The sequence below is a fragment of the Anaeromyxobacter sp. Red801 genome (assembly GCF_049201065.2).
Taxonomy (GTDB): domain Bacteria; phylum Myxococcota; class Myxococcia; order Myxococcales; family Anaeromyxobacteraceae; genus Anaeromyxobacter.
Genome location: NZ_CM181236.1, coordinates 2,042,010 through 2,055,218 on the forward strand (window position 1 = coordinate 2,042,010; position 13,209 = coordinate 2,055,218).

Consider the following 13,209-nt stretch of genomic DNA (forward strand, 5'->3'; position numbering starts at 1 on the left):
CCCATGCCCCGGGTCAAAAGACCGACGCAAAAAAGGCGAGCCCGCACCGGATGGACCGGTGCGGGCTCGCGAAAGCTCTCGAGACGTCGGCTGCGAGGGCCGCGGCTGCTAGATGCCCTTCTCCTCGCGCTCGTCCTCCCGCGCGACGCCGGACAGCACGTCGTTGACGGACGGGAAGCGCATGATCTCGCCGCGGGCGATGCGCCAGGCCTGCTGGACGATCCACGAGAGCGACCGATCCTGCCGGTTCGCTTCCGCCTGGATCTCGTTCAGCATGTCCTCGGGGAAGTACAGGGACTGCTTGCGCTTGTCGGTGCCGGCCATCACTGCTCCATGCTGTGGGGCAAACGACGGCGTTGTACGCTGGGATCGCTCCGTCGGTCAAGCTTTCATCCACCCGACGGGGCGCACCCACCGTGAGGCTGGCGCGACGCGGTCTCGCTCACCCGATGCGCGGCGCGGCGGGCGCGAGCGCAGGAAATCCCCGCGCGGATGCTGGGAACGGAGGCGTGGTGATGGGCCGGATCGGGCGGCACGAAAGAAGAGAGCCGGCATCGCTGCCGGCTCTCCGTGGGCCCAGAGGGGGAGGGGGGGGACCCCTAGGCCCAGCGCCACAAACTTGTCCCATCCTGCGCGGTCGTCAACACCGGCGACCCAACATCGCATTCCACAACGGATCCCACAACTTGCCGCTGCAACGGGGAAGGCGGCAGGCTGCGCGCTCCAGCCACTCGAACCCGTCGGCCGGCGATCGCATTCCCGGCCCGGTCCGGGGCCCGGTGCGCGCCCGACCCGCGCGCCTCCGCGCCGGGGCCGAGGAGCCTCTCCTGCATGCGATCCGCTGACCTCCACCCGTACCCCGCCGCGGTCCTCGAGACCGCCCGGCGCCGGCGCCTGTTCGGCCCGGCGGACCGCGTGCTCGTCGCGCTCTCCGGCGGCGCCGACTCGACCGCGCTGCTCGCCGCGCTGGCCGCGCTGCGCGACGCGGGGGCGCTCGCCGAGGTGCGGGCGCTCTACCTGGACCACGGCCTGCGGGCGGGCAGCGAGCCCGAGGCGGCCTCGGCCCGCGCCGCGTGCGCGCGGCTCGGCGTGCCGCTCGAGGAGCGGCGCCTCGCGGTCGGCGCCGGCAACGTGCAGGCGGAGGCGCGGCGGGTCCGTTACGCCGCGCTCCGCGAGGCGGCGGCCCGCGCCGGCTCGACGCGGATCGCCACCGGCCACACGCTCGGCGATCAGGCCGAGACCGTGCTGCTGCGCCTGCTCCGCGGCGCCGGCGCGCGCGGGCTCGGGGCCATCCCGCCGCGGCGCGGGGTGGTGATCCGGCCGCTCATCGACCGCACGCGCGAGGAGGGGGACGCCTACCTGCGGGCGCTCGGGCTGGGCTGGGCCGACGATCCCACCAACGCCGCCCCCCGCTACGCGCGGAATCGGCTGCGGCTCGAGCTCTGGCCGCTCCTGCGGGCGGTGGCGCCCGCGGCGGACCGCGCCCTGGCCCGCGCCGCCGACCTGGCCCGCGAGGACGAGCGCGCGCTCGACCGGAGGGCGCGCGCCGTCGCCGGCGACGGCACCGCCGTGGACGTGGCGGCGCTCCGCGGCGAGCCGCTCGCGGTGCGCCGCAGGGCGGTGCGGCGGCTCTGGCGCGCGGCGACCGGCAGCGGCCGGGCGCTCGAGGCGCACCACGTGGCGGCGGTGCTGGCGCTGCTCCGGCGCCGGGGGCCCGGCGAGATCGCGCTGCCGGGCGGGCGGCGCGCGCGGTGCCGCTACGGGCGGCTGGAGCTGCTCGCGGGCCCGGCGGCGCCGGCCCCGGAGGTCGCGCCGGTGGAGGTCCCGGGGCCGGGGCGGTACGCGCTCCCGGCGCTGCGCGTCGTCGTGGAGGTCGGCGCGGCGCGGCCGGACGCGGTGCCCTGGCCGCTCACGCTCCGCACCCGCCGCCCGGGGATCGCTTCCGGCCGGACGGCGGGCCGGGCGGGACGAAGCTGAAGCGCTGGCTCATCGACCGGAAGGTGCCGCGCGAGGCGCGCGACCGGCTGGTGCTCCTCGCCGCACCCGGGGACGCCGTCCTGGCGGTTCCGGAGCTGGGCGCCGTCGCGGAAGGGCTGGGCCCTTCGGGCGCCGGGCTGCGCGTGCGCATTTCGGCCGCGCCGGGGACGGACGGCTCGTACTGCAAAGGGGGTGAGGGCCTGTTATAACGGGCACCTGGCCCGGGCGTCGCCTGGCCGGGCGCCTGGCGGCGCGGGGCGCGGTGCGGAAGAGTCGGACCTCGCCGTCGGTTCCGGTCGATCGACGCTCCACCGAAGGGGAAATCGAGCCTTGCGACAGTCCTACAAGACCGCCCTGCTCTGGGTCTTCCTGATCGTGATGTTCATCGCGCTCTGGAAGCTGTTCGAGCAGCGGGGGCGCGAAGCGAAGTCCTACAACTGGTCGCAGTTCATGTCGAAGGTCGAGGCGGGCGAGGTGAAGGAGGTCACCGTCAAGGACCTCGACTACTTCGGCCACCTGCGCGACGGCTCCGACTTCGTGACCACCGGGCCCATCGACGCCTCCGCGACCATCGCGGAGAAGCTCCGCGAGAAGGGCGTCAACCTCACCTACCAGAAGCCCGAGCAGAACTCGCTCTGGGTGACGGTGGTGCTGCAGTACCTGCCGCTCGTCTTCGTGTTCCTGCTCATCTTCTTCTTCATGCGCCAGCTGCAGTCCGGCGGCGGGAAGGCGATGAGCTTCGGGAAGTCGCGCGCGAAGCTGATGACCGAGCACCACAACAAGATCACGTTCGCGGACGTGGCCGGCATCGACGAGTCGCGCGACGAGCTCGAGGAGATCATCTCCTTCCTGAAGGACCCGAAGAAGTTCACGCGCCTCGGCGGCCGCATCCCGAAGGGCGTGCTGCTCATGGGCCCGCCGGGCACCGGCAAGACGCTGCTGGCCCGCGCCGTGGCCGGCGAGGCGGGCGTCCCGTTCTTCTCCATCTCCGGCTCGGACTTCGTGGAGATGTTCGTGGGCGTCGGCGCGAGCCGCGTGCGCGACCTGTTCGAGCAGGGCAAGAAGAACGCCCCCTGCATCATCTTCATCGACGAGATCGACGCCGTCGGCCGCCACCGCGGCGCCGGCCTGGGCGGCGGCCACGACGAGCGCGAGCAGACGCTGAACCAGCTGCTCGTGGAGATGGACGGCTTCGAGTCGAACGAGGGCGTCATCCTCATCGCCGCCACCAACCGACCCGACGTGCTCGACCCGGCGCTGCTGCGCCCGGGCCGCTTCGACCGCCGCATCGTGGTGCCGCGCCCCGACCTCAACGGCCGGCTCGGCATCCTCAAGGTGCACACCAAGAAGACCCCGCTCGACGCGCAGGTGGACCTCACCCAGATCGCGCGCGGGACCCCGGGCTTCTCCGGCGCCGACATCGAGAACCTCGTCAACGAGGCGGCGCTCTACGCCGCGCGGCGCAACAAGGAGAAGCTGGCCATCGAGGACTTCGAGTTCGCGAAGGACAAGGTGATCATGGGCACCGAGCGGCGCTCGATGATCATCTCCGAGAAGGAGAAGCGCACCACCGCCATCCACGAGGCGGGGCACGCGCTGGTCGCGAAGATCCTCCCGGGCACCGACCCGGTGCACAAGGTGACCATCATCCCCCGCGGCCGCGCGCTGGGCCTGACGCAGCAGCTCCCGCAGGAGGACCGGCTCAACCTCAACCAGGAGTTCGCGCTCAACCAGGTGGCGATCCTGATGGGCGGCCGGCTCGCCGAGGAGATCACCTTCGGCCAGAAGACCACCGGCGCCGGCAACGACATCGAGGTCGCGACCAACCTGGCCCGCTCCATGGTGTGCGAGTGGGGCATGAGCGAGAAGATGGGCCCGCTCGCCTTCGGCAAGAAGGAGGGCGAGGTCTTCCTCGGCCGCGAGATGGCGACCGCGCACAACTACTCCGAGCAGACCGCGCGCGACATCGACGCCGAGGTGCACCGGATCGTCACCGAGCAGTACGAGCGGGCGAAGAAGGTGCTGCTCGAGAACCAGCCGCTGCTGAACGCCATCGCCGACGCGCTCATCGAGTACGAGACGCTCGACGCCGCCGACATCGACGTGCTCATGGGCGGCGGCACCATCAGCCGGCCCCCGCCGGCGAAGCCCATGGTGCCGACGGCCGCCGAGAAGGGCGGCAAGCGCGGCGGGCTGCTGGACGCGGTGGGCGGCATGCCCGCGGCGGGCAAGGCCTGAGCGGCGCGGCGCCCGCCCCGGCGGGCGCCGGCCGGAGACGACCTCGCGATGCGGATGCGGATCGGGGCCAGGCTCTTCGACGGGCCTGGCCCCTTCGTCATGGGGGTCGTGAACGCGACCCCGGACTCGTTCTCGGACGGCGGCCGCTTCCTCGAGCGCGACGCGGCGGTGGCGCACGCGCTGCGGCTCGCGGACGAGGGGGCCGACATGGTGGACGTGGGCGGCGAGTCCACCCGCCCCGGCGCGCCGCCGGTGGCGGCCGAGGAGGAGCTGCGGCGGGTGGTGCCGGTGATCGCCGCGCTGCGCGCCCGAGGGTTCACGCTCCCGATCTCGGTGGACACCTGGAAGGCCCGGGTGGCGCGGGAGGCGCTCGCGGCCGGCGCGGACCTGGTGAACGACGTGACCGGCCTCGCCGACCCGGACATGGGCGGCGTGGTCGCGGCGGCGGGCGTGCCGGTGGTGCTGCAGCACATGCGCGGCACCTTCGCCGACATGGCCTCGCGCGCGGCGTACGGCGACGTGGTCGCGGAGGTCGGCGCCGAGCTGCGCGCCGCGCTGGCCCGGGCCGAGGCGGCCGGGATCCCGCGCGACCGCGTGGTGCTCGACCCCGGCATCGGCTTCGCGAAGGACGCCCGGCACAGCCTGGAGCTGCTGGCGCGGATCGGCGAGCTCCGGACGCTCGGGTGCCCGCTGCTGGTGGGGCCCTCCCGCAAGAGCTTCATCGGGAAGATCACCGGGGCGCCCGCGGCGGAGCGCCTGCCCGGCACGCTCGCGGCGGTGACCGCGTGCGTGCTGGCCGGCGTCGAGCTGGTGCGCGTCCACGACGTCGCGGCCGCCCGGCAGGCGGCCGACGTCGCCGCCGCGATCCGCGGAGCGGCGCGCGCGGCCGGTCCGCTGTAGACTGCCGCGCCGGAGAAGCCCGTTGCAGCGGATCCTCGTCTACCTCATCGGCCCCGACGTCACCCTCGGCGACCTCGCGCTCGCGCTGGTGGACATCGGCCTCGTCGCGTACCTCGTCTACCGCGTGCTCCGCGTCATCCGCGGCACGCGCGCGGTGGCCGTGCTGTTCGGGCTCTTCCTGCTCGGCGTCGGGTACCTCGGCGCGCAGGCCGCCGGCCTGGAGACGCTGAGCTGGGTGCTCGGCCACTTCCTCAGCTACTCCTTCATCTTCGGCGTGATCGTCCTGTTCCAGTCGGACATCCGCCGCGCGCTGGCCGAGCTGGGCCGCTCCTCGCGCCTGCTCGCCGCGCTCTCGCGCGACGACCTCGCCACCCAGCGCGGCGCCGTGGACGCGGTGGTGAAGGCCGCCGGGGAGCTGGCCCGGCGCCGGCACGGCGCGCTCATCGTGCTGGAGCGCTCGGCCGACCTCTCCGACGTCATCGACTCCGGGCTGCGCGTGGACGCGGCGGTCACCTCCGAGCTGCTCCTGTCCATCTTCCTGCCGGCCGGGCCCATCCACGACGGCGCCGCGGTGATCCAGGGCGCGCGCCTCGCCGCCGCCGGCTGCCTGCTGCCGCTCTCCGCCGCCGAGGCGCCGCAGGAGCTGGGCACGCGCCACCGCGCGGCGCTGGGCCTCGCCGAGGAGGTGGACGCGGCGGTGGTGGTCGTCTCGGAGGAGCGCGGCGAGGTCTCGGTCGCGCTCGAGGGCACGCTGCACCGCGCGCTCGACGAGAAGGCGCTCCGGACGCTGCTCTATTCACTGTTCGTCACCAAGGGGCGCGGCACCGGCGGCCCCGCCGGGCGCCCCGCGCCCGCGAGCGGCCCCCACCCGGCCGGGCAGGGAGCGCCCCGTGCGGCGATCTGACCTCGCGCTCGCGCTGCTCGCGGTGGCGGCGGCGGTCGCCCTGTTCCTCGTGGTCCGCGGGGAGCGCCGGGTCACCGCGACCTACGCGGTCCCGGTCGTGGCCACGCTGCCGAAGGACCTGGCCCCGGAGCCGGCGCTCCCGTCCGAGGTGAGCGTGGCCATCTCGGGCCCGTGGGCCCGCCTGCGCACCCTCGACCCGTCCGCGCTCGCGCTCCGCGCCGAGCTGTCGCGCACCGGTCCCGGGGTGGCCACCTGGTACCTCCGCTCCGAGGCGCTCCACCTTCCGCGCGGGCTCCGCGTGGACGCGATCCACCCTGCGCAAGGCTCCGTCGAGCTCCACCGCGCGCCGGTTGAAGGCGCTCCCACCCACCCATAGGTTGACGCGATGACCACCCCCGCGACCCGCACCCGCCCCGCCACCGACGGCGCCCCACCCCGCGCGCCCCGCCCCGCCGGCGCCCGCAACGGCGTCCACGCGCCGCCCGCCGCCCGGCCCGCGCCGGTGGCGCGCCGGCTGTTCGGCACCGACGGGGTGCGCGGGGTCGCGAACGTGCACCCCATGACCGCCGAGATGGCGCTCCAGCTCGGGCGCGCGCTCGCCTACATCGTGCGGAGCGGGCCGCACCGGCACCGGATCGTGATCGGCAAGGACACCCGGCTCTCCGGCTACATGCTCGAGCAGGCCATCGCCTCGGGCATCTGCTCGATGGGCGTGGACGTGATGCTGTGCGGCCCGCTGCCCACGCCCGGCATCGCCTTCGTGACCCACTCGATGCGCGCCGACGCGGGCGTGGTGATCAGCGCCAGCCACAACCCGTACCAGGACAACGGCATCAAGTTCTTCTCGCGGGACGGGTTCAAGCTCCCGGACGAGCTGGAGCTGCAGATCGAGCGCCTCGTGCTGGACGCGGGCGAGGACGACGCCGGCGCCGAGGAGTTCCGCGCGCTCCGCCCCACCGCCACGCGGATCGGCAAGGCGAAGCGCATCGACGACGCCATCGGCCGCTACGCGCAGTTCCTGAAGACCATCTTCCCGAAGGAGCTGACGCTGGATGGGCTGACGGTGGTGGTGGACTGCGCCCACGGCGCCGCCTACCACGTCGCGCCGGCGGTGTTCGAGGAGCTGGGCGCGAAGGTCATCCCGCTCAACGTGAAGCCGGACGGCAAGAACATCAACGACGCCTGCGGCGCCGTGCACCCGGAGTCGATGGCGAGGGCGGTGAAGCGCCACGGCGCGGACCTCGGGCTGGCGCTCGACGGCGACGCCGACCGCGTGATCCTGGCCGACGAGCACGGCAACGTGGTGGACGGCGACGCCATCATGGCGCTGGTGGGGCGCGACCTGCTCGCCCGCAAGGCGCTCGCCAAGAAGACCGTGGTGGCCACCGTCATGTCCAACCTGGGCCTGGAGCGGGCGCTCGCGCCGCTCGGCGGCAAGGTGGTGCGGACCGCGGTGGGCGACCGCTACGTGGTGGAGGAGATGCGCCGGAGCGGCTACTCGTTCGGCGGCGAGCAGTCCGGGCACCTGGTGTTCCTCGACCACGTCACCACCGGCGACGGCGTCGCGGCGGGGCTGAACGTGCTCGCGGTGATGGTGCGCGAGGGCAAGCCGCTCTCCGAGCTGGCCCGCTGCTTCGAGCCGTTCCCGCAGGCGCTCGTCAACGTGGAGGTGCGCGAGAAGCGGCCCGTCGCCGAGCTGCCCGGGGTGGCGAAGGCCATCGCCGCCGCGGAGAAGGCGCTCGGGGCCGAGGGGCGGGTGCTGGTCCGGGCCTCCGGCACGGAGAACAAGGTGCGCGTGCTGGTGGAGGGGCCGGACGGGAAGCGCGCCCGGGCGCTCGCCGACGGCATCGCCGCCGAGCTGCGCCAGGCCATCGGCTAGGCGCGGCGGACCCGCCGCCGGGGCGGCCCACGAACGTCCGGCGGCGGGGCGGGTTCCGCGGTAGACTCCGGCCGCCATGCCCGCACGCCTCGGAGTCAACGTCGATCACGTCGCGACGCTGCGCCAGTCGCGCCGCACCCAGTACCCGGACCCGGTCGCCGCGGCGGTGCTCGCCGAGATGGGCGGCGCCGACCAGATCACCATCCACCTGCGCGAGGACCGCCGGCACATCCAGGAGCGCGATCTCCAGGTGCTGCGGAAGACCGTCTCGAGCCGGCTCAACCTCGAGATGGCCGCCACGCAGGACATGGTGAAGATCGCCTACGGGGTGAAGCCGGACATCGCCACGCTGGTGCCGGAGCGCCGCGAGGAGCTCACCACCGAGGGCGGCCTGGACGTGGTGGGCGGCCGCGAGCACGTGCGCAAGGTCGTGAAGACGCTGCGCGACGCCGAGATCGAGGTCTCGCTGTTCATCGACCCGGACGTCGACCAGGTGAAGGCGGCCCACCGCGCCGAGGCGGAGGTGGTGGAGCTGCACACCGGCCGCTACTGCGACGCGCGGCTCGCCTCCGACCGCCGGCGCGAGCTCTCGCGCGTCATCGACGCCTGCAAGGCGGCCGCGAAGCTGGGGCTGCGGGTGGCGGCGGGCCACGGGCTGAACTACCAGAACGTGCTGCCGGTGGCCGCCATCCCGGAGATCGAGGAGCTGAACATCGGCCACTCGATCGTGGCGCGGGCGGTGCTGGTGGGGTTCGAGCGCGCGGTGCGCGAGATGCGCGAGCTGCTGCGCGAGGCGCGCCCGTAGCGCGGGGCGCCGCCCGGCGAGGGAGGAGCGGGCGTGATCCTGGGGCTCGGCCTGGACGTGGTGGAGGTGGCCCGGATCCAGCGGATCCTGGCCGGCCCGCCGGCGCGCGCGGAGCGGTTCCTGGCGCGGGTGTTCGCGCCGGCGGAGCGCGCCTACTGCGACGCGCGGCAGGACCGCGCCACCCGCTACGCCGCGCGCTTCGCCGCGAAGGAGGCGGCGGTGAAGGCGCTCGGCACGCCGGAGGGCGTGCGCTGGCTGGACCTGGTGGTCGAGCGCGGGACCGGCGCGCCGGCGCTGGCGCTGGACGGCGTCGCGGCCGAGGCGGCGCGGCGCATGGGCGTCGCGCGCGTGCACCTCACGCTCACTCACGACGGCGGCGTGGCGGTCGCGGCGGTGATCCTGGAGGGAGCCGGGCCATGAGGCTGGTGGGCGCGGCGGAGATGCGCGCGATCGACCGGGCCGCCATCGACGGGCTGGGGATCCCCTCGCTCGAGCTGATGGAGCGGGCCGGGCGGGCCGCGGCCGACGCGGCGCGCGCGCTGGCCGGGCCGGGCGGCCGGTTCGCGGTGGTCTGCGGCGGCGGCAACAACGGCGGGGACGGCTGGGTGGTGGCGCGGCTGCTGGTCGGCTCCGGGCGGGCGGTGCGCGTGGTGTCGCTGGTGGACGCGGCGCGGCTCACGCCGGACGCGCGGGCCGAGCGCGCGCGGGCCGAGGCGGCCGGGGTGGTGGCCGAGCCCGGCGACGCGCCGCTCGAGGCGGGCCCCGGCGACGTGGTGGTGGACGCGATCTTCGGCACCGGCCTGTCGCGCGCCCCCGAGGGCGCGTTCGCCGGGGCCATCGCGCGCATCGACGAGGCGCGGCGGGCCGGCGCGCGGGTGCTGGCGGTGGACGTGCCCTCGGGCCTGTCCGCCGACACCGGCCGGCCGCTGGGCGAGGCCTGCGTCCGCGCCGACCGCACCGTCACCTTCGCGTTCCAGAAGCGCGGCCTGGTGCTCCACCCGGGCCCCGCCTACGCCGGCGAGGTGTCGGTGGCCGACATCGGCATCCCGCCGGAGGCGGCGTCGCACGTGCCGGCCGAGGCCGAGCTGCTCCTCGAGGACGAGGCCCGCGCGCTGGTCCCCCCGCGCGACCCGGAGGCGCACAAGGGCGACGCGGGCCGGGTGCTGGTCATCGCGGGCTCGCCCGGGAAGACCGGCGCGGCCCACCTCGCGCTCACCGGCGCGCTGCGCGGCGGCGCCGGGCTGGTGACGCTGGCGGCGCGGGCGGAGGTGCTGCCCATGGCGCTGGCGGGGCGGCCGGAGGCGATGAGCGCGGCCTTGCCGGGCGCGGGGCCGCTCGACGCGGCCGACCTGGGGCCGCTGCTGGAGGCGGCCTCGGCCGCCGATGCGCTCGTGATCGGGCCGGGGATCCCGCGCGGCGACGGCACCGGCGCGCTCCTCCTCGAGCTGCTGGCGCGCGCCGGCGTGCCGGCGGTGCTCGACGCCGACGCGCTCAACGCCGTCGCCGGCCAGGCGGAGCGGCTCGCCGCGACGGGCGTGCCGCTGCTGCTCACCCCGCACCCCGGCGAGATGGCCCGCCTGTGCGGCTGCTCCACCGCCGAGGTGCAGCGCGACCGGCTCGGCCTCGCGGCCCGCCAGGCGCGGGCCTGGGACGCCACGGTGGTGCTGAAGGGCGCGCGGACCGTGGTGGCGGATCCGGCGGGGCCGCCGGCGGTGATCACCGGCAACCCCGGCCTGGCCACGGGCGGCACCGGCGACGTGCTGGCCGGGCTGTGCGGGGCGCTGCTCGCGGGGGGGCTCGCGCCCGGGGCCGCGGGGCGGGCGGGCGCGTGGATCCACGGGCGGGCGGGCGACCTGGCCGCGCGGCGGCTGGGGCAGCGCGGGCTGCTCGCGGGCGACCTCGGGGCGGCCATCGGGGAGGTGTGGGCGGAATGGCGGAGATGAGCGGGGAGCGCTTCACCGCGCGCCGGACCACGCGGTCGGCGGCGGCCACGCGCCGGCTCGGCGCGAGGCTCGGCGCGCTGCTCCGGCCCGGCGACGTGGTGGCGCTGGAGGGCGACCTCGGGGCCGGCAAGACGCAGCTCGTCCGCGGCGCCTGCGAGGGCGCCGCGGTCCCGCCCGGCGAGGTCTCCAGCCCCACGTTCGCCATCGTCGCGACGTACGGCGGGCGCATCCCGGTGCACCACGCCGACCTGTACCGGATCGGCGACGAGGACGAGCTGTACGGCACCGGCTTCGGCGACCTGGTGGGCGGCGAGGGCGCGCTGCTGGTGGAGTGGGCCGACCGGATCCCGGGGGCGCTCCCCGCGGAGCGGCTCACGCTGCGCCTCTCGCACGACGCGACGCGGCCGGACGTCCGCCACCTGGAGCTGGACGGCGTGGGAGCGCGCCACGCGGCGCTGGCGCGGGCGCTGGCGGCCCCGGCCGCGCGCGCGCGGCGTCCCGCCGGGCGCGCCGCGGCGCCGCGCCGTCGCCCGCCCCGGTCCGGCCCCCGCTAGTCGAACGCGTGGCAGGCCAGGCAGAGCGGCTTCGGGCTGACGTCCGAGCCGTCGGGGAGCGCTTCGCCCTGCCGATCCTCGTAGGTGCCCTCCACCCCCGGGATCACGCGCCGGCGGGCCGCCGTGCCCTGCGGCAGGAACAGGTGGAAGCGCCACCGCGAGGTGGCCGAGTGGCAGCTCCAGCAGTGGACCCTGCCGTCCGGCAGGGCCACGCCGCGCCGCTCCACCTCGGCGCGGGGGCGGAGCATGCCGGACGCGTCGGGGCCGTAGGGGACGTCCACCGGATGTGCCTGGTGCATGCGGGCCGCCTCCTCGTGGCACTCCACGCACGTGGACACGGGGGCGCCGAGCAGGCTCCCGTGGATCTCGTCCCAGCGGCCGGGGACGGTCTGGCCCGCGATGGGCGCCGGGGCGAGGGCCGCCAGCGCAGACAGCACGGCGAGGATCGTCGGACGCATGGCCCCTCCGCGCAGCGTCGAAGCGATCGCAACCTCGCCACGAGCGTACCGGGGGCCATCACCCGCGTCGGCCTCACCGCGGGGGTCGCGCGGGCGGGTCGCGCCGCCGGGCCTGCGACGGTGGCGGCAAGGGAAGCGCCGGGGTGGTCCCCGGGGGGAGGGACTCAGGCCGCGTGCAGCGGCGCGTCAACCACGCGGATCCCGTCCTCGGTGGCGACGAAGCCGCCCTCGGGCACCTCGCGCCAAGGGGCCCGGCCGATCCGCTCGCTCGCCACCACGAACGCGTGGCGCGGTCCGGCATCGCTCGCAGCGTGAAGCGTGCGGCCGCGGCGGCAGGCGGCGAGCAGGCGGCCGTCGGACACGAGGAAGGTGAGCGAGCTCGGCTTCGGCGAGGGCTCCGCGTCCGCGATGCGCAGCACGGTGTCGGTGGTGGCCGCGAGCGCCGCGCGCACCGCCTCGACGCCGGGATCCTCGAGGCCGCCGCGCGCGCGCAGCCGGGTGAGGAACAGGTGGAAGCAGCGCTCGCTGTCGGTGTCGCCGCGGATGCGCCCGCGCAGGTCGGGGTCGATCTCGGCGAGGATCCGCTCGCGCACCGCCGGGTCGTCCTTGAAGCGGGCCACGGTCCCGTTGTGGGCGAAGATCCACCGGTCGTGCACGAACGGGTGGGTGTTCTCGCGGAGCACCGGCCCGACGCTCGCCTCGCGCACGTGCGCGACCACCACGGCCGAGCGGATCTCGCGCCCCGCCTCGACGAAGGCGGCGTCGGCGTGGGCGGGGAGGATGCCCCGGCGCACGAGGGGTGAGCCCTCCACGTACCACCCGATGCCCCAGCCGTGCGGGTGCCGGTGGGACTGGAACCGGAGGGCGTTCTCTGCGCTGCAGAGCGGCTCGCAGGCGTCGCGGCCGGGGTGGGCGTGCTGACCGAAGAGGCGGCACATCGCGGACGCCAGGAATCTAGCAGGGCGCCGGCCGCCGATCCAATCCGGGCGGGGGCGCACCCGCGGCGGCGGGCGGGCGGGCGGGGTGCCTCAGAGCCTCGTGTCCACGGGCGGCCCGAACGGCCGGGGGGCGCCGGCGCCCAGCTCGTAGAACGCCACCTGCGCGTGCCGCCCGCGCACGGTGAGGATCGCGGCGGTGCGCGGCAGGCGGAAGCGGCGCGGGCCGGCGCTGCCCGGGTTCACGTAGAGCGTGGGGCCGAGGCGGGCCGCGCCGGGCCGGTGGGAGTGGCCGTGGATGACCAGCTCGGGCGGATCGCGCGCGAGCAGCGGGCGCGCCGGGCGGCGGGGTCGGTCGCGCGGCCCGAGGTCGTGGACCACCAGCGCCCGGAGCGCGCCGAGCGCGAGCCGGGCGGTCTCCGGCAGCGCGTCGAACGCGGGATCCCGGTCGTTGTTCCCGCGGACGGCGGCGACCGGCGCGACGACCGCGAGCGCGTCCAGGATCTCCGGGCGGACCACGTCGCCGGCGTGGACCAGCAGGGCGCAGCCGCGGAACAGCGCCGGCAGGGCGGGGTCGAGCAGGCCGTGCGTGTCCGAGAGCAGCCCGACCCGCACG

General features: G+C 76.1%; 15 protein-coding genes. 11 read left to right on the forward strand and 4 right to left on the reverse strand.

All coding sequences use genetic code 11. The features are described 5' to 3' along the window. Positions 1-108: 108 nt before the first annotated feature. The gene (locus ACOQFB_RS09325) at positions 109-324 is read right to left on the reverse strand and encodes a TIGR04563 family protein (RefSeq protein WP_011420549.1); all 216 of its coding nucleotides are present in this window, start codon (positions 322-324) and stop codon (positions 109-111) included. A gap of 507 nt (positions 325-831) precedes the next feature. Between ACOQFB_RS09325 and tilS (ACOQFB_RS09330) the strand changes: the two genes are divergently transcribed. The 11 genes from tilS (ACOQFB_RS09330) (at position 832) to tsaE (ending at position 11,200) form a co-directional block, all read left to right on the forward strand. Beyond that, entirely contained in the window at positions 832-1,977 is a 1,146-nt protein-coding gene (gene tilS / locus ACOQFB_RS09330; protein WP_494492543.1) for a tRNA lysidine(34) synthetase TilS, read from the forward strand. Then, entirely contained in the window at positions 1,974-2,186 is a 213-nt protein-coding gene (gene tilS / locus ACOQFB_RS09335) for a tRNA lysidine(34) synthetase TilS (protein WP_494492578.1), read from the forward strand. Before tilS (ACOQFB_RS09330) ends, tilS (ACOQFB_RS09335) begins: the two co-directional genes overlap by 4 nt. Positions 2,187-2,307: 121 nt before the next feature. After that, positions 2,308-4,215, forward strand: coding sequence for an ATP-dependent zinc metalloprotease FtsH (ftsH, locus tag ACOQFB_RS09340; RefSeq protein ID WP_059438865.1), 1,908 nt, complete (start codon positions 2,308-2,310; stop codon positions 4,213-4,215). Between the two features lie 48 nt (positions 4,216-4,263). Further along, positions 4,264-5,115, forward strand: coding sequence for a dihydropteroate synthase (folP, locus tag ACOQFB_RS09345; RefSeq protein WP_421610367.1), 852 nt, complete (start codon positions 4,264-4,266; stop codon positions 5,113-5,115). Positions 5,116-5,137: 22 nt separating this feature from the next. Next, a complete protein-coding gene (gene cdaA, locus ACOQFB_RS09350; RefSeq protein WP_059438866.1) occupies positions 5,138-6,019 on the forward strand; it encodes a diadenylate cyclase CdaA in 882 nt (293 codons plus the stop codon). Next, a complete protein-coding gene (locus tag ACOQFB_RS09355) occupies positions 6,006-6,395 on the forward strand; it encodes a YbbR-like domain-containing protein (RefSeq protein ID WP_059438867.1) in 390 nt (129 codons plus the stop codon). The genes cdaA and ACOQFB_RS09355 overlap by 14 nt, the downstream gene beginning before the upstream one ends. A gap of 9 nt (positions 6,396-6,404) precedes the next feature. Further along, a complete protein-coding gene (glmM, locus tag ACOQFB_RS09360) occupies positions 6,405-7,898 on the forward strand; it encodes a phosphoglucosamine mutase (RefSeq protein ID WP_421610368.1) in 1,494 nt (497 codons plus the stop codon). A 76-nt stretch (positions 7,899-7,974) separates the two neighbouring features. After that, positions 7,975-8,703: a pyridoxine 5'-phosphate synthase gene (locus ACOQFB_RS09365; RefSeq protein ID WP_059438868.1), complete on the forward strand. Its 729-nt coding sequence runs from the start codon at positions 7,975-7,977 to the stop codon at positions 8,701-8,703. Between the two features lie 33 nt (positions 8,704-8,736). Then, a complete protein-coding gene (locus ACOQFB_RS09370; RefSeq protein WP_059438869.1) occupies positions 8,737-9,123 on the forward strand; it encodes a holo-ACP synthase in 387 nt (128 codons plus the stop codon). Further along, the gene (locus ACOQFB_RS09375) at positions 9,120-10,646 is read left to right on the forward strand and encodes an NAD(P)H-hydrate dehydratase (protein WP_494492544.1); all 1,527 of its coding nucleotides are present in this window, start codon (positions 9,120-9,122) and stop codon (positions 10,644-10,646) included. Before ACOQFB_RS09370 ends, ACOQFB_RS09375 begins: the two co-directional genes overlap by 4 nt. Next, entirely contained in the window at positions 10,634-11,200 is a 567-nt protein-coding gene (gene tsaE, locus ACOQFB_RS09380) for a tRNA (adenosine(37)-N6)-threonylcarbamoyltransferase complex ATPase subunit type 1 TsaE (protein WP_421610370.1), read from the forward strand. Before ACOQFB_RS09375 ends, tsaE begins: the two co-directional genes overlap by 13 nt. Here tsaE and ACOQFB_RS09385 read toward each other — a convergent pair. The 3 genes from ACOQFB_RS09385 to ACOQFB_RS09395 form a co-directional block, all read right to left on the reverse strand. Further along, positions 11,197-11,658, reverse strand: a complete 462-nt coding sequence (locus ACOQFB_RS09385; RefSeq protein ID WP_421610371.1) for a hypothetical protein — start codon at positions 11,656-11,658, stop codon at positions 11,197-11,199. The two genes, tsaE and ACOQFB_RS09385, sit on opposite strands and share 4 nt — an antisense overlap. 164 nt (positions 11,659-11,822) lie before the next feature. After that, entirely contained in the window at positions 11,823-12,596 is a 774-nt protein-coding gene (locus tag ACOQFB_RS09390) for a class II glutamine amidotransferase (RefSeq protein ID WP_421610372.1), read from the reverse strand. 90 nt (positions 12,597-12,686) lie between these two features. Then, entirely contained in the window at positions 12,687-13,208 is a 522-nt protein-coding gene (locus tag ACOQFB_RS09395; protein ID WP_421610373.1) for a metallophosphoesterase family protein, read from the reverse strand. Position 13,209: the final 1 nt, after the last annotated feature.